General features: G+C 65.1%; 13 protein-coding genes. 8 read left to right on the top strand and 5 right to left on the bottom strand.

All coding sequences use genetic code 11. The features are described 5' to 3' along the window. Position 1: 1 nt before the first annotated feature. Genes BLW05_RS01055 through BLW05_RS01065 form a run of 3 tightly spaced genes read left to right on the top strand, consistent with a single transcriptional unit; the run spans position 2 to position 4,786 of the window. Positions 2-2,617: a fimbria/pilus outer membrane usher protein gene (locus BLW05_RS01055; RefSeq protein ID WP_093158602.1), complete on the top strand. Its 2,616-nt coding sequence runs from the start codon at positions 2-4 to the stop codon at positions 2,615-2,617. A 10-nt stretch (positions 2,618-2,627) separates the two neighbouring features. Next, complete coding sequence (locus BLW05_RS01060; protein ID WP_093158604.1) at positions 2,628-4,019, top strand: fimbrial protein; 1,392 nt, start codon at positions 2,628-2,630, stop codon at positions 4,017-4,019. A 14-nt stretch (positions 4,020-4,033) separates the two neighbouring features. After that, positions 4,034-4,786, top strand: coding sequence for a fimbrial biogenesis chaperone (locus BLW05_RS01065; RefSeq protein ID WP_256329953.1), 753 nt, complete (start codon positions 4,034-4,036; stop codon positions 4,784-4,786). A 58-nt stretch (positions 4,787-4,844) separates the two neighbouring features. Here the strand turns inward: BLW05_RS01065 and BLW05_RS01070 are convergent, their stop codons facing one another. The 5 genes from BLW05_RS01070 to BLW05_RS01090 form a co-directional block, all read right to left on the bottom strand. Then, positions 4,845-5,630, bottom strand: coding sequence for a peptidylprolyl isomerase (locus BLW05_RS01070; protein WP_093158607.1), 786 nt, complete (start codon positions 5,628-5,630; stop codon positions 4,845-4,847). Between the two features lie 120 nt (positions 5,631-5,750). Beyond that, positions 5,751-6,014 carry a BolA family protein gene (locus BLW05_RS01075; RefSeq protein ID WP_093158609.1) on the bottom strand — a complete coding sequence of 88 codons (264 nt, stop codon included), beginning with the start codon at positions 6,012-6,014 and terminating at the stop codon, positions 5,751-5,753. Continuing rightward, complete coding sequence (locus BLW05_RS01080) at positions 6,011-6,550, bottom strand: septation protein A (protein ID WP_093158612.1); 540 nt, start codon at positions 6,548-6,550, stop codon at positions 6,011-6,013. Before BLW05_RS01080 ends, BLW05_RS01075 begins: the two co-directional genes overlap by 4 nt. Positions 6,551-6,578: 28 nt before the next feature. Then, positions 6,579-6,989 carry a peptide-methionine (R)-S-oxide reductase MsrB gene (gene msrB, locus BLW05_RS01085; RefSeq protein WP_093158614.1) on the bottom strand — a complete coding sequence of 137 codons (411 nt, stop codon included), beginning with the start codon at positions 6,987-6,989 and terminating at the stop codon, positions 6,579-6,581. Beyond that, on the bottom strand, positions 6,986-8,467 hold the full coding sequence (locus tag BLW05_RS01090) for a protein adenylyltransferase SelO (RefSeq protein ID WP_093158617.1): 1,482 nt from the start codon (positions 8,465-8,467) through the stop codon (positions 6,986-6,988). Before BLW05_RS01090 ends, msrB begins: the two co-directional genes overlap by 4 nt. Before the next feature lie 170 nt (positions 8,468-8,637). Here BLW05_RS01090 and BLW05_RS01095 point away from each other — a divergent pair, with 170 nt between their 5' ends. The 5 genes from BLW05_RS01095 (at position 8,638) to BLW05_RS01115 (ending at position 14,817) form a co-directional block, all read left to right on the top strand. Further along, a complete protein-coding gene (locus tag BLW05_RS01095) occupies positions 8,638-10,281 on the top strand; it encodes a 3-(methylthio)propionyl-CoA ligase (protein WP_093158619.1) in 1,644 nt (547 codons plus the stop codon). Positions 10,282-10,444: 163 nt separating this feature from the next. Next, positions 10,445-11,683 (top strand): branched-chain amino acid ABC transporter substrate-binding protein, encoded by a 1,239-nt coding sequence (locus BLW05_RS01100; protein WP_093158622.1) that lies wholly within the window; start codon positions 10,445-10,447, stop codon positions 11,681-11,683. Between the two features lie 81 nt (positions 11,684-11,764). Continuing rightward, a complete protein-coding gene (locus BLW05_RS01105) occupies positions 11,765-12,718 on the top strand; it encodes a branched-chain amino acid ABC transporter permease (RefSeq protein WP_093158625.1) in 954 nt (317 codons plus the stop codon). A 3-nt stretch (positions 12,719-12,721) separates the two neighbouring features. Next, entirely contained in the window at positions 12,722-14,032 is a 1,311-nt protein-coding gene (locus BLW05_RS01110; RefSeq protein ID WP_093158627.1) for a branched-chain amino acid ABC transporter permease, read from the top strand. Continuing rightward, a complete protein-coding gene (locus BLW05_RS01115) occupies positions 14,029-14,817 on the top strand; it encodes an ABC transporter ATP-binding protein (protein WP_093158630.1) in 789 nt (262 codons plus the stop codon). The genes BLW05_RS01110 and BLW05_RS01115 overlap by 4 nt, the downstream gene beginning before the upstream one ends. Position 14,818: the final 1 nt, after the last annotated feature.

The following is a 14,818-nucleotide window of genomic DNA, read 5'->3' on the forward strand; positions in this document are numbered from 1 at the left end:
GATGCGAGCACTGCCGGCCATTTTTTTCGGGTCTGCGGTCGGCACTGCGCTGTTCTCGTCCTCGGCCCGGGCCGCGGAGCCTGAAGCGCCGGCGGCCTACCAGTTCGACAGCCGTTTCCTGCTGGGCTCTTCGCTCGGGGCCGGCGACATCGAGCGCTTCAACCGGGCCCAGACGGTCGATCCTGGCGTGTACCAGGTCGACGTCTTCGTCAACGGTGTGTTCCGTTCGCGCAAGAACGTGGAATTCCGTGCGCAGGGCAACGAGGTGGCGCCGTGTCTCGAGACTTCGTTTCTGTTGGCTGCCGGTGTGCTGCCCTCCAGTTTCTCGGCGCCTGCGCAGGGGGCGGCGGATGATGCCTCGCAGACCTGCCGGCCCCTCGGCAGCATTGCCGGTGCGCGGACGAGTTTCGATCTTCCCCGGCTGCGGCTGGACGTGTCGATCCCGCAGGCATTGATGAAACGGACGATCCGCGGCGCGGTCGATCGGGCGGACATCGATCCGGGCGTCACCGCCGGTTTTCTCAACTACGACGCCAACTACTTTCGCGCGAGCAGCCAGGGCACTTCCAACGAGTCGATGTTCCTCGGGATGAACTTCGGCGCCAACCTGGGCATGTGGCGCTTCCGGCAGCAGTCCAGCTACAGCTATTTCGCGGGCCGCGACACCAGCGAAGGCCACTGGAACTCCATTCGCGCCTATGCCCAGCGGGCGCTGCCGGACTGGGGCAGCGAACTGACCATCGGCCAGAGCTTCACGACCGGACGCCTGTTCAGCACGGTCGGCTTCGAGGGCGTCCAGGTCGCCACGGACGAGCGCATGCTGCCCGATTCCCAGCGAGGCTTCGCGCCGGTGGTGCGCGGCGTCGCATCGACGAATGCGCGCGTGACGGTGCGGCAGGCGGGCAACGAGATCTACCAGACGACGGTGGCCCCCGGTCCGTTCTCGATCGAAGACCTGTACCCCACGAGCTTCCAGGGCGACCTGCAGGTGACGGTCACCGAGGCGGATGGCCGGGTGTCGACTTTCACGGTGCCTTTCGCGGCGGTTCCGGGCTCGATGCGGCCCGGCTCGTCGCGCTACGCAGCGACCGTGGGCCGCGTGCGCAACATCGAGGACAGCCGCGCCGTCTTCGGCGAGGGCGTGTACCAGCATGGGCTGTCGAACGAACTGACGGCCAACCTGGGCGTGCGCGGCGCGAGCGACTACCAGGCCCTGCTCGGCGGGGTGGTCTGGGGAACCTCGTTCGGCGCGTTGGGAAGCGACGCGACCTATGCGGTTTCGAAGAGCCCCTCGGGCGATGGCAACCTGACCGGCTGGCGCATCGGCGTGTCGTACAGCCAGTCGTTTCAGCCGATGGGCACCAGCTTCGCGCTGACGGGCTACAACTATTCGCAAGGCTATCGGGAGATGTCCGATGCGCTGGCTTCGTTGGCTGCGCAGCCGAACCTGACCATTCTCCAGTCGACCACGTACCTGCTGCGCAACCAGATCGTTGCCAACGTCAACCAGAGCCTGGGCAGCTTTGGGCAACTGTTTCTCACCGCCTCGGTGAGCGACTACCACGGCGGGCTGAAGGACCGCGACACGCAGTTCCAGCTCAGCTACAGCAACGTGTACCGGTCCGTCAGCTACGGCGTCAACATCACGCGCCAACGCACCGGGGCGCTCTTCGGCACGGACAGGGCGGCAACGGCATTCCCCAACAACGCACCTCCGGCGGTGCTGGCGATCGATTCGAGACTCGTCAACGTCGTGATGTTCACCGTCTCCATTCCGCTGGGCTCGGGGCCGCGCACCGCTTCGGCGTCGGCGTCGGTGGTCCGCAGAAGCGGTGGCGGCACGAGCTACCAGACCTCGGTCTCCGGTGTCGCGGACGAGGCGCAGACGCTCAGCTACGGCATCAGCGCGACGCACGACGCCTACGACGGTGCCGAGTCCGGCGGAACGTCGTCGTCGGCGACGAGCGTCAGTGGCAATCTGCAGAAGCGGTTGTCCATCGCCAGCGTCGGCGCCAGCTATTCGCGCGGCTCCGGCTTCTGGCAGGCGGGCGCCAGCGAGCGCGGTGCGCTCGTCGCCCATGCCGGCGGTCTGACACCCGGGCCCTACCTGAGCGAGACCTTCGGGGTGGTCGAAGCGCCGGGTGCCAGCGGTGCCACGGTGCGCAACGGGCTGGGCGCCCGGGTGGACGGTGCCGGCTTCGCGGTCATTCCTTCGCTCGCCCCGTACCGCTACAACGATGTCGGGCTCGATACGCAAGGCATCAACCGCAACGCCGAACTCGACGGGAGTCTTCAGCGGACCGCGCCATCGGCCGGCGCAGCGGTCCACCTCAAGTTCGCCACCCGCATCGGGTATGCGTTGCTGGCGCGCGTGGGCACCGAAAGCGGCAAACCGCTGCCGCTGGGCGCGCCGGTCACGGGAAGCGATGGCGTGAGCGTCGGCATGGTGGGGCAGGGCGGTCAGGTCTACGCGCGGGTCGGCGAGGCCCAAGGCGTGCTGACGGTCAAGTGGGGTGATGCGCCGTCGGAGCGCTGCGATTTCCCGTTCAGTATCGACCCCAAGGCCGATGAACTGCTGCATCGCTTCGAAGCGACATGCCGGTCGGCCGGGCCTTGAAAGGACGAACATGGCGCCGACATCCACTTCCGCACTTGTCCGCGCCGCCCGTGGACGCAGGGGGCGTTCATGGTGGACGCTGGCCGTGATGCTGACCCTCTGCGTGCCCGCATGGGCCACCTGCACCCGCATCAGCTATGCGCCCGGGGTCGCCTATGCGAGCAACTCGATCTACTACGTCGATCCGGCCCATGGCACGCACAACATCTGGTCGGGTTCGCTCGACACTGCCGGCGCCAGCGGGCTCTCGGTCTCGTCGGTGAATCTCAACAGCAGCACCTTCCAGCCGGACGGCACCCTGTTGGCCAGTGGCAGCGCGAGCTTTCTCACCCTGGGCAACGAGGCCTACACCGCCGAGCAGGTGCTGTTCCGCTGCGATGCGGCGGACGAGGGGAGCCTCTTCGAGTTCTACGCGACCAATGGCGACAACGACTATGGCGGACGCTACGAGGACGGCGCGAGCTTCGGCTTGCCCGGGGCCTACCGGACCTACATCCGGGACATGGTGATCCGCGTCACGCACACGCTCACCGGCAACTACTTCAGCCGCTACTGGCAGTCCAGGCCGCTGACAAACCTGGACCGGGACGGCCAGGGCAAGATCCTGGTCAAGGCCAAGAACTTCAGCGATGTGCGCGTTGAACTCTTTCGCGTCAGCAACACGTACGGCTCCGCCGGTTCGGGTCTCTATGGCTATTCGCAGCCGGCGGCCTACATCGCGTTCAAGGGGCCGGGCTGGTCGAACAATCTGCTGGACGGGCGCGACTCGGGTTCGTACTTCGACGGCTGGTACGCCGCCTGGCCCGGCACGATCAATCTGTACAACCGCCTCACGGTGCGCCGGTCGGCCACCTGCGCGGTGACGAACGTGACGCCGAATGTCCGCTTCCCGCTGATGACCGTCGCGGAGCTGCAGGGCGGCGGCACCCGGCAGATGCCGATCGACATCACGTTCGAATGCCAGACCGGGGCGCCGGCCAATACGGGGCTGGCCGCACTTGCGAGCGGGGTCAATGCCGGGCAGACCGCCATGGGCGTGCTCGTCCCGGCGGCCAACTTCCAGAGCGCGGCTGCCCAGGGACTGACCACTGCCGGCAGCGGGGCGACGTTTCTGCTGTCCGATGGCTACGGGACGGACCCGGGCGTCGCCACCGGCGTGGGGGTCTCGCTGGCGCTCGCCAACGGCACGCCGCTCAACTTTCTCGGCAACGCGATGGTGACCGGCAGCGGAAATGCCGCGGGCTGGTACCCGGTGCTGGACGGCGCGACCGCCACCGGCGTCGCCGCCGGCGTGACGAACTACACCAAACGCCTGCAGGCGACGCTCAAGAGGATCCCGGGCCGCACCGTCACGCCGGGCAAGATCAATGCGCGGGCGCAGGTCGTGATTCGCGTCCAGTAACCAGGAGTCGGCCCATGGCGATCCTTCGAATGCCGTTCGTTCGCATCCTCTTCCTGCTGGCGATGGGACTGTTCGCGGGACGTGCCGCCTTCGCCGGCGTCGTGGCCGAGTCGACGCGCGTCGTCTTCATGGCCAGCGCGGGCGAGCGTTCCCTGCAGCTGATCAACCTGAACGACTATCCGGTCGTGGTGGAGGCATGGGTGGATGACGGCGAACTCGATTCGCTGCCCGAGAACTCCCGCGCGCCGATCATTCCCTTGCCGCCGATCTTCCGCATGGACCCGCACGGCCAGATCAGCCTGCGCCTGCTGTATTCGGGCGCCCCGCTTCCCAAGGATCGCGAGTCGCTGTTCTGGCTGAACCTCTACGAAATTCCTCCCACCGAGCTCGACCGCTCGTCCGACGCGGCGACGCTCACCGTGGCGATCCGCACGCAGATGAAGGTCTTCGTGCGGCCGCAGAGCTTGCCGGTGTCGTCGAGCGAGGTGGCAACCAAGCTCGAATTCCTGCTCGACAACGAGCCGGGCCGCCCGCACCTGACGGTGAAGAACCCCACGCCGTACTTCGCGAACCTGGCCAAGCTGCAGTTCACGCACGCTGCCGAAGAGGTGGCCGAGGCCCTGACGGTCGCGCCTTACGACGACGCAGACGTGGACATCAAGCCCGAGGACGCAGCCCGAGCGGAGGCGACCGCCGCCTTCACGCTCATCGACGACGACGGCAACACCGAGGTCAGGGCGCGCGCCTGTCGCATCGCCCCGCGATGAGCCCAAAAAGAAAAGCGGTCCCGGGGGACCGCTTCGCCTGGAAGGGAGACAGGGCCGCTTACTCGACCTTCGCCTTCGCGCGCAGGTCTTCCTGGTACTTCTGCAGACGCTGCTGCTGCAACTGCTGGACGATCTGCGGCTTCACTTCCTCGAACTTCGGCAGCTGCGCCTGACGGATGTCGTCCACGCGGATGATGTGGTAGCCGAACTGCGACTTGACCGGCTTCTGCGTCATTTCGCCCTTGCCGAGCTTGACCATCGCTTCGGAGAACTCGGGTACGAAGCTCGCCGGCGAAGCCCAGTCGAGGTCGCCGCCGTTGGCGCCCGATCCCGGGTCCTTGCTCTGCTTCTTGGCGATGTCCTCGAACTTGGCGCCCTTCTTGAGGTCGGCAAGGATCTTGTTGGCCTGGTCTTCCGTTTCGACCAGGATGTGGCGGGCCTTGAATTCCTTGCCGCTGTTGGCGGCGACGAACTTGTCGTACTCGGCCTTGGCGTCGGCGTCCGACACCGTGTTGGTCTTGCGATAGTTCTCGAACAGCTGGCGGATCAGGATCGCCTGGCGCGCGAGTTCGATCTGGTTCTTGTAGTCGTCGGTGGCATCCAGGCCCTGCTTCTGCGCTTCCTGCATGAAGACCTCGCGGGCGATGACTTCCTCGCGGAGCTGGTCTTGCATCTCGGGCGTGACCGGACGGCCGGCGGCGGCCAGCTGCTGGGCCAGCACTTCCATACGCGCCTTCGGAACCGGCTTGCCGTTGACGATGGCTGCGTTCTGCGCAAAGGCGGCCACGGGGACCGCGCCAACGAGTACGGCGGCTGCGACGGCGTGCAGGATATGTTTCTTCATGTTGGGAGCCTCTGTCCTGGAGGTAGACGCGCCTTGGGCGCGGTTGAGTAAAGCGCTGGATGAAAAAGGGAGGGGAGTTTTTCGCCGCAAGGAGTACGGCCGGGGTGCGATCAAAGCGGCTTAGAACGTCTCGATGGCAATCGCGTGAAGACCCTGTGCGATGAAAAGCTGCAGCGCATCATACACAAGCCGATGGCGCGCCACGCGGGACATCCCGGCGAAGCGCGGCGAGGCGATCCGCACCCGGAAATGCGTGCCGTAGCCCTCGGCATTGGCGCCCGAATGGCCGGCGTGCGCTGCGCTCTCGTCGATGACTTCGAGCATCGTCGGCTGGAGGGCGTCACGCAGTCGCACTTCGAGATCGCGCGAGGTAGGCAACGTCATGCGGCGGGCTCGTCGGATTTGAGATACGGCGAGATGTACAGCCCCTGCGCAACAAGGAAGACGATCGGGAACACGTATCCCCAGAGCTTGAAGTTGACCCACGCCTCGGTGCTGAAGTACGCCGCGACATAGCCGTTGAGCGCGGCCATGAAGAGGCAATAGAAGACCCACGCGACGTTGAGCCGGCCCCAGATGTGCGTCGGAAGTTCGAGTTGCGTGCCCAGCAGCATCTTCAGGAAGTTCTTCTTGAAGCCCCACAGCGCCACCGCGAGCGCCACGGCCATCGCGCCGTACAGCACCGTCGGCTTCCACTTGATGAAGCGGTCGTCGTGCAGCGCCAGCGTCAGCGAGCCGAAGAGCAGGATCAGCACCAGCGTGGCTTTCTGCATCGGCAGCAGCTTGCGCTCGCGCAGCCAGATGATGCCCATCTGGATGACGGTGCCTGCCATCAGCACGCCGGTCGCGGTGTAGATGTCGTAGAACTTGAACGCCCCGAAGAAGAGCAGGATGGGGAAGAAATCGAGGATCAGTTTCATGATGGGGCGTTCGGTCGTTCGCAGTGGCTCAGCGCTTCTGGAAATCGAGCGCGGCCGAATTCATGCAGTAGCGCAGACCCGTCTCGGTCGGTCCGTCGGGAAACACGTGGCCGAGATGCGCGCCGCAATTGGCACACACATTTTCAGTGCGAACCATGCCGTGCGAGCGGTCGATGATGTTGCGGATCGCGCCGGGCACCGCCTCCTGCGAGAAGCTGGGCCAGCCGCAGCCGGCATCGAACTTGGTCGCCGACTCGAACAGCTTGGCGCCGCAGCAGATGCAGTGGTAGGTGCCGTCTTCCCAGTGCGCTTCGTATTTGCCGGTGAACGGGCGCTCGGTGGCCGCATGGCGCGTGACTTCGAAGGCGCCGCGCTCGGCATCTTTCTCGGCAAGGATGGCCTTCCATTCGGCGTCGGTCTTCTGGATGGGTGCAGTCATGATGAACAGCTGATTTCGATCGTTGAAGCCCAGTCGGGCGGGAAGCCGGCAAAGTCCTCGTGGCCGGCGTGCTCTTCAAATGGGGATTCAAGCAGCGCCAGCAAGGTGGCGACGCCGGAATGGTCCTTGCGCTGCGAGGCTTCGATGGCCTGCTGGCCCAGATGGTTCCGCAGCACGAACTTCGGGTTGCTGGCGAGCATCAGGTCGGCCGCTCTTGCCGGGGGAATGTCGGCATGGCGCCCGGTGAACGACCGGAACCAGGCGTCGAAGCCGTCACGGTCCATGAACAGGTCGCGGACCGTGTCCGGATTGTCACCGGCCACGACCCGGGAGAGCCGGCGCCAGAAGATCGGGTAGTCGACCTTCTCCTGCGCCAGCAGCTTCAACAACTGCTCGATCAGCGGTCGATCGGATTCGGACCGGTCCGGGAGCCCGAGCTTCGCCCGCATGCGCGCTTCATACTCGTTCGGGAAGATGGTCTTGTACGACTCCAGCGCTGCGACCGCGATTTCCTGGTCGCCGATCAGCGGCAGCAGCGCCTGCGCGAGGCAGAAGAGATTCCAGTACGCCACGTTCGGCTGCTGGTTGTACGCATAGCGGCCGGATGTGTCGCTGTGATTGCAGATGTGCCGCGGATCGAAGCCGTCGAGGAACTGGAACGGCCCGTAGTCGATGGTGAGCCCGAGGATGCTCATGTTGTCGGTGTTCATCACCCCATGGCAGAAGCCGACCGCCTGCCATTGCGCAAGCAGCGCCGCGGTGCGCTCGCTCACCGCTTCGAGCAGCGCAGCGTAGGCGTTGCCATTGAAGCGTTCCGTGGTGCGGCAGGCCGGGTAGTAGCGGTCGATCACGTAGTCGGCCAGGGCGCGCAGTTCCTGGTCGCGCTCGCGGGCGGCGAAGTGCTCGAAATGGCCGAAGCGGATGAAGCTCGGCGCCACGCGGGTCACGACGGCGGAGGTTTCGATCTCTTCGCGGCGCACCGGGGCGTCGGAGCCTGTCACGCACAGCGCGCGCGTCGTCGGGATGCGGAGCGCATTCATCGCCTCGCTGCAGAGGAATTCGCGAATGCTGGAGCGCAGAACCGCGCGGCCATCGCCCATGCGGGAATAGGGCGTGAGCCCGCTGCCCTTGAGTTGGACTTCGAGTCCGCCCGCGGATTCGCCGAGCAGGATCGCGCGGCCGTCGCCGAGCTGGCCGGCCCACACACCGAATTGGTGCCCGCTGTAGACCGTGGCGAGCGGCCGCGTGCCGGTGACGAGTGCATTGCCGGTGAAAGCGGCCAGGGCATCGTCCGACGAAAACCGGCCGGCATCCAGCCCGAGTTCCCTGGCCATGGAGAGGTTGCGGCCCACCCAGTAAGGATCGGGCAGCGGCGTCGGCCGGAGTTCGGTGAAGAACGCGGGGCCCAGCGCCGAAAAGCCCGGAACCCAGCGCAAGCCGAGATCCACGACTTCGGTTTCTTCTGCAAGCGTGCTCATGGGGCGGATTGTCCCGCACACGACGTGTGCCGGCCGCGACTGAGGGTTTACTGCGGGTTTCTGTCATTGTGTGACGCGCCCCGCTGGGTGAACCTCGGGCCGCAAGGCGCGCGGTGGTTACATCGCGTTGCCGCCGAATCAACAAAGCCCGTTCAACAAGGAGCCAATAGATGCTGGGTTTGATGCAGGATCAACCGTTGCTGATCTCGTCGCTGATCGAGTTCGCCGAACGCCATCACGGCGACGCCGAAATCGTGTCTCGCAGGGTGGAAGGCGACATCCACCGCACCACGTGGCGCCAAATCGCCGCGCGGTCGCGGCAGGTGGCCAATGCGCTCGAGGACGAACAACTGCTGTTCAGCGATCGCGTCGCGACGCTGGCGTGGAACGGCTACCGTCACCTGGAGTTGTACTACGGCGTCAGCGGTTCCGGCCGCGTCCTGCACACCATCAACCCGCGCCTGCACCCGGACCAGATCGCGTGGATCGCCAACCATGCCGAAGACCAGATCCTCTGCTTCGACATGACGTTCCTTCCGCTGGTGCAGGCGGTGCACGCCAAGTGCACCTCGGTGAAGAAATGGATCGCGCTGTGCGACGCCGACAAGCTGCCGGCCGACACCGGCATCCCCAATCTGGTGAGCTACGAAGCGTGGATGGGCCAGCGCTCCACCGAGTACGCCTGGCCGACCTTCGACGAGAACTCGGCTTCCAGCATGTGCTACACGAGCGGCACGACGGGCAACCCCAAGGCGGCGCTGTACAGCCACCGCTCGACCTTGCTGCACGCTTATGCCGCGGCCTTGCCCGACGTGATGACGCTGTCGGCGCGCGACGCCGTGCTGCCGGTGGTGCCGATGTTCCACGTCAATGCCTGGGGCATTCCGTATTCCGCCGCGCTGGTCGGCGCCAAGGTGGTGTTCCCTGGCCCGGCGCTGGATGGCAAGTCGGTCTATGAACTGATCGAAGCCGAGAAGGTCACCTTTGCCGCCGGCGTGCCGACGGTGTGGCAGATGCTGCTGGGCCACCTGCAGGCCAACGGGCTGCGCTTCTCGACGCTCAAGCGCACGGTGATCGGCGGCTCTGCCTGCCCGCCGGCGATGATCAATGCCTTCCAGCAACAGTACGGTGTCGAAGTGCTGCACGCGTGGGGCATGACCGAAATGTCCCCGCTCGGCACCCTGTGCACGCTGAAGAACAAGCACCTCGAACTTTCGCAGGAGCAGCAGACCGCGATCCGCATGAAGCAGGGCCGGGCGATCTTCGGCGTGGACATGAAGATCATCGATGGCGACGGCAAGGACCTGCCATGGGACGGCAAGGCCTACGGCGACCTGCTGGTCAAGGGCCCGTGGGTGGTCAAGGAATACTTCAAGGGCGAGGGCGGCAACCCGCTCGTCGACGACGAGAACGGACGCGGCTGGTTCCCGACCGGCGACGTCGCGACCATCGACGAAGATGGGTTCCTGCAGATCACCGACCGCAGCAAGGACGTGATCAAGTCCGGCGGCGAATGGATCAGCTCCATCGACATCGAGAACATCGCCGTGGCCCATCCGGCGATCGCGATGGCGGCCTGCATCGGCGTGAAGCATCCCAAGTGGGACGAGCGTCCGATCGTGGTCGTGGTCAAGAAGCCCGGCGGCGAGGTCACGCGCGACGAACTGCTCGCCTTCTACCAGGGCAAGACGGCCAAGTGGCAGATCCCGGACGACGTGGTCTTCGTCGACGCGATTCCCATCGGCGCGACGGGCAAGATCCTCAAGACCCGCCTGCGCGATCTGCTGCGCGACTACAAGCTTCCGGGCGTCTGAGGCCCGACTTCTACCGCCGGGTAGCACCAACAGGAGGCGCGCTGTCGCCTGAGTGATAGAAACCGGCCCGGCGGCAAATTCCTTACGGGCATTCCCTGACGGGCGAGGTTCCAAACACTTGTAATCTCGTCCCGCATTTCGACAGCTGACCAGGAGACACGCAATGAAGTTCGCTCTGAAATTCGCAACCGCTGCCGTACTTGCAGCTTGCGCAACCGGTGCTCTCGCGCAGAAGGGAGAGACCGTGAAAGTTGCCTGGCTCGACCCGCTGTCGGGTCTGATGGCCGCGGTAGGCACCAACCAGTTGAAGACCTACCAGTTCCTCACCGAGGAGTTCAACAAGAAGAACGCTGCCGGCGTCAAGTTCGAGATCATCGGCATCGACAACAAGCTGAGCCCGCAGGAAACCACCAGCGCGTTGCGCTCGGCGATGGACCAGGGCGCCCGCTATGTGCTGCAGGGCAATGGCTCGGGCGCGGCGCTGGCGATCATCGATGCGCTGGAAAAGAACAACGCGCGCAACCCGGGCAAGGAAGCGCTCTACATCAACTATGCGGCGGTCGATCCCGACCTGACCAACAGCAAGTGCAGCTACTGGCACTTCCGGCTCGATGCCGACACCTCCATGAAGATGGAAGCATTGACCACCTTCATGAAGGACCAGCCGGACATCAAGAAGGTCTACATCATCGGCCAGAACTACTCGCACGGCGTGCAGGTGGCCAAGTACGCCAAGGAAAACCTCGCCCGCAAGCGTCCTGACGTCCAGATCGTCGGCGAGGACCTCCACCCGCTGGCCCAGGTGCGCGACTTCGCGCCGTACGTCGCCAAGATCAAGGCGTCGGGTGCGGACACCGTCATCACCGGCAACTGGGGCTCCGACCTCGCGCTGCTGATCAAGGCGGCCAACGATGCAGGTCTCAACAACGTCAAGTTCTACGTCTACTACGGCAGCGTGAGCGGCACGCCGACGGCCATGGGTGCCGCCTCCGCCGGCAAGGTCTACCAGGTGGCCTACGGCCACACCAACATGGGCGGCGAGATCCAGCGCCTGGGCACCGAGTTCACCAAGAGGTTCAAGGAAGACCTCTACACGCAGTCGGCCTACACCGCACTGACGATGCTGAGCGAAGCCTTCGCCAAGGCCAAGTCGACCGATCCGGTCAAGGTGGCGCCAGTCCTCGAAGGCATGCGCTTCAAGAGCTTCAACGGCGATGTCGAGATGCGCAAGACCGACCACCAGCTCCAGCAGGGCCTCTACATCACCAAATGGGAGAAGGCGGGCGGCAAGTACCCGATCGACGAGGAAGGCACGGGCTACACCTTCGTTCCGGTGAAGTACTACGAGCCCTACGTCGCCAGCACGCCGACGACGTGCGAGATGAAGCGTCCGAGCTCCTGATACCTCTTCAGGCTGCTTGACTGGTCGAGGCCCGACTTCAACACTCGGGCCTCTTTCTTTTTCAACGTGACCTAACGATCGATGACCGTCGAATTCTTCGTCATCTCGCTGCTCAACGGCGTGAGCTACGGCTTGCTGTTGTTCATGCTGAGCTCTGGCCTGACGCTGATCTTCAGCATGATGGGCGTGCTCAATTTCGCGCACACCAGCTTCTACATGCTCGGGGCCTACCTGGCCTACACCATCTCGGGCGTCGTCGGCTTCTGGCCGGCGCTGTTCATCGCGCCGCTGCTGGTCGGCGCCATGGGGGCGGCCTTCGAGCGCTACAGCCTGCGCCGCGTGCACAAGTACGGCCATGTGCCCGAACTGCTGGTGACCTTCGGCTTGTCGTTCCTCATCCTTGAAGTGGTGCAGCTCGTCTGGGGCCGCTCCACCGTGCCCTACGGCCTTCCGACACAGCTGCAGGGGCCGCTCTTCACGCTGTTCGGCACGCAGTTCCCGAAGTCGCGCTCCTTCATCATGCTGGTCGCGCTGCTGATGCTGCTATCCGTGTGGCTGCTGCTGACGCGCACGCGCATCGGCCTGGTGATCCAGGCCGCGCTCAAGCATCCCGAAATGGTCGAGGCCCTGGGGCACAACGTGCCGCGCGTCTTCATGCTCGTGTTCGGCGGTGGCGCCGCGCTGGCGGGCCTCGCGGGCGTGGTCGGTGGCAACACCTATGTGACCGAACCGGCCATGGCGGCATCGGTCGGCTCGATCATCTTCGTGGTGGTCGTCGTGGGCGGGCTCGGCTCGCTCGCCGGGGCGTTCCTCGCGTCGCTGCTGATCGGCATCGTGCAGACCTTCGCGGTCGCGCTGGACCAGTCGATGGCGACCGGGCTCAGGGCCCTGGGCGTTGCGGTGACCGAAAGCACCTTCGGGTATCCGCTGCTCAACCTCACGATCTCGCAGGTGGCGCCGATCCTGCCGTACCTGTTCCTTGTCCTGATCCTGATCTTCAGGCCCAAGGGTCTGCTCGGTACACGCGAAGACTGACCGATGACCACCATGACGACCTCTCCCGCGTACTACCGCTTCAAGCCCTGGAACATCGGGCGCATCCTCATCTGGACGCTGTTCGCCGTCGTGCTGATCGTCGCGCCGATGCTCTTCAAGAGCAGCCTCGCGCTCACGATGCTCTCGCAGATGGGCTATCTCATCATCATCTGCCTGAGCTACAACATCCTGCTCGGGCAGGGCGGCATGCTCAGCTTCGGGCATGCGGTCTACGTCGGCCTCGGCTCGTTCATCGCCATCCATGCGATGAATCTCGCGAGCAAGGGCGGCTGGCCGATCCCGCTGGTGCTGATTCCCATCGTGGGCGGCCTCGCGGGGAGTTTCTTCGCGATCCTCTTCGGCTACGTCACCACCAAGAAGTCGGGCACCACCTTCGCCATGATCACGCTGGGCATCGGCGAGCTCGTGGCCTCGATGGCGCTGATGTTCCCCGGCTTCTTCGGCGGCGAGGGCGGCGTGACCACCGACCGCGTCTACGGCAAGCCCTTCTTCGGCATCACCTTCGGGCCGCAGAACCAGGTCTATTACCTGATCGCGGTGTACTGCTTCATCTGCACCGGGCTGATGTATGCCTTCACCGGCACGCCGCTGGGCCGCATCCTGAACGCGGTGCGCGACAACCCCGAGCGCGTGGAATTCATCGGCTACAACACCCAGCGGGTGCGTTACTTCGCCTTCATCATCGCGGGCTTCTTCGCGGGCATCGGCGGCGGGCTCGCGGCGATCAACTTCGAGATCGTCAACGCGGCGGACAGCCTCAACGCTTTCCGCTCGGGCAGCTACCTGCTGTTCACCTTCCTCGGCGGCGCGGTCTTCTTCTTCGGGCCGATCATCGGCGCGGTGCTGCTGGTGTTCGCCGCGGTGCTGCTGTCGGAGCTCACGAAGGCGTGGCAGCTCTACTTCGGGCTGGTGTTCGTCTTCATGGTGATGTTCGCGCCGGGCGGCATCGCGAGCCTGATCATGATGAACCTGCGCGTCGCGAAGTTCGGCAAGTTCAATCGCTTCTGGGGCCTCTACGGCGCTCTGGTGCTGACCGCGATCCCGGTCGTGATCGGCGCTGCCGCGATCATCGAGATGATCTATCACATCCAGCTCAACTCCGCGTTGGGCCCGACGCTCGACTTCATGCGCGTGACGCTCGACACCTCGTCGTTCATGAGCTGGTTCAGCGCGGCGTTGATCCTGCTGGTCGGCCTCGGCCTGCTGGAAGCGGTGCGCCGCCGCTTCGTGCGCGTCTGGGGGCAGGCGCAGGAAGAAATCGAAGCCGAGATCAAACGCAGGGAGACGGCATGAGCGCAGTGCAGAACAAGACCCACGCCATCGAACTCAAGGGCTTGCGCAAGAGTTTCGGCAAGACGGAAATCATTCGCGGCGTGGACCTCGCGGTCGAGGCAGGCGATCGCGTCGCGATCATCGGGCCGAACGGTGCCGGCAAGTCCACGCTGTTCAACCTGATCAGCGGCCGGCTCGCGCCCACCAGCGGCGAGGTGCTGCTCAACGGCAAGCGCATCGACGGCATGCGTCCGTTCGAGATCAATCGGCTGGGCCTTTCGCGCAGCTTCCAGATCACGAACATCTTCCCCAAGCTCAGCGTGTTCGAGAACCTGCGCTGCGGCGTGCTGTGGAGCCTCGGCTACCGCTACACCTTCCTGCGCTTCCTCTCGAATCTCGACGATGCCAACGAGCGCACCGAGGAGCTGATCCATCAGGTCGGCCTCGGCAAGAAGCGCGACGTGCTCGCGGTGAATCTCACCTACGCGGAACAGCGCGCACTGGAGATCGGCGTGACCATCGCCGGCGGCGCCGACGTGATCCTGCTGGACGAGCCCACCGCCGGCATGAGCAAGACCGAGACGCAGCACTTCATCGCGCTGATCAAGCAGGTCACGGTCGGCAAGACATTACTGACGGTGGAACATGACATGGGCGTGGTGTTCGGCCTGGCCGACAAGATCGCGGTGGTGGTCTACGGCGAAGTCATCGCTTTCGACACGCCGGCCGCGGTGCGCGCCAATGCGCGCGTGCAGGAGGCCTATCTCGGTTCGTCGGTTGCCGACGCGCAAGGTGCCGGACACTGAA

It is taken from the genome of Variovorax sp. YR216 (assembly GCF_900107745.1).
In the GTDB taxonomy this organism is placed as follows: domain Bacteria; phylum Pseudomonadota; class Gammaproteobacteria; order Burkholderiales; family Burkholderiaceae_C; genus Variovorax.

Excerpts from the sequence above, each read along its gene's own strand:
- BLW05_RS01090 (WP_093158617.1), bottom strand. The coding sequence starts at position 8,467 with ATGAGCACGCTTGCAGAAGAAACCGAAGTCGTGGATCTCGGCTTGCGC.
- BLW05_RS01055 (WP_093158602.1), top strand. The coding sequence starts at position 2 with ATGCGAGCACTGCCGGCCATTTTTTTCGGGTCTGCGGTCGGCACTGCG.
- BLW05_RS01105 (WP_093158625.1), top strand. The coding sequence starts at position 11,765 with ATGACCGTCGAATTCTTCGTCATCTCGCTGCTCAACGGCGTGAGCTAC.
- BLW05_RS01095 (WP_093158619.1), top strand. The coding sequence starts at position 8,638 with ATGCTGGGTTTGATGCAGGATCAACCGTTGCTGATCTCGTCGCTGATC.
- BLW05_RS01060 (WP_093158604.1), top strand. The coding sequence starts at position 2,628 with ATGGCGCCGACATCCACTTCCGCACTTGTCCGCGCCGCCCGTGGACGC.
- BLW05_RS01100 (WP_093158622.1), top strand. The coding sequence starts at position 10,445 with ATGAAGTTCGCTCTGAAATTCGCAACCGCTGCCGTACTTGCAGCTTGC.
- BLW05_RS01115 (WP_093158630.1), top strand. The coding sequence starts at position 14,029 with ATGAGCGCAGTGCAGAACAAGACCCACGCCATCGAACTCAAGGGCTTG.
- msrB (WP_093158614.1), bottom strand. The coding sequence starts at position 6,989 with ATGACTGCACCCATCCAGAAGACCGACGCCGAATGGAAGGCCATCCTT.
- BLW05_RS01080 (WP_093158612.1), bottom strand. The coding sequence starts at position 6,550 with ATGAAACTGATCCTCGATTTCTTCCCCATCCTGCTCTTCTTCGGGGCG.
- BLW05_RS01110 (WP_093158627.1), top strand. The coding sequence starts at position 12,722 with ATGACCACCATGACGACCTCTCCCGCGTACTACCGCTTCAAGCCCTGG.
- BLW05_RS01070 (WP_093158607.1), bottom strand. The coding sequence starts at position 5,630 with ATGAAGAAACATATCCTGCACGCCGTCGCAGCCGCCGTACTCGTTGGC.
- BLW05_RS01065 (WP_256329953.1), top strand. The coding sequence starts at position 4,034 with ATGGCGATCCTTCGAATGCCGTTCGTTCGCATCCTCTTCCTGCTGGCG.
- BLW05_RS01075 (WP_093158609.1), bottom strand. The coding sequence starts at position 6,014 with ATGACGTTGCCTACCTCGCGCGATCTCGAAGTGCGACTGCGTGACGCC.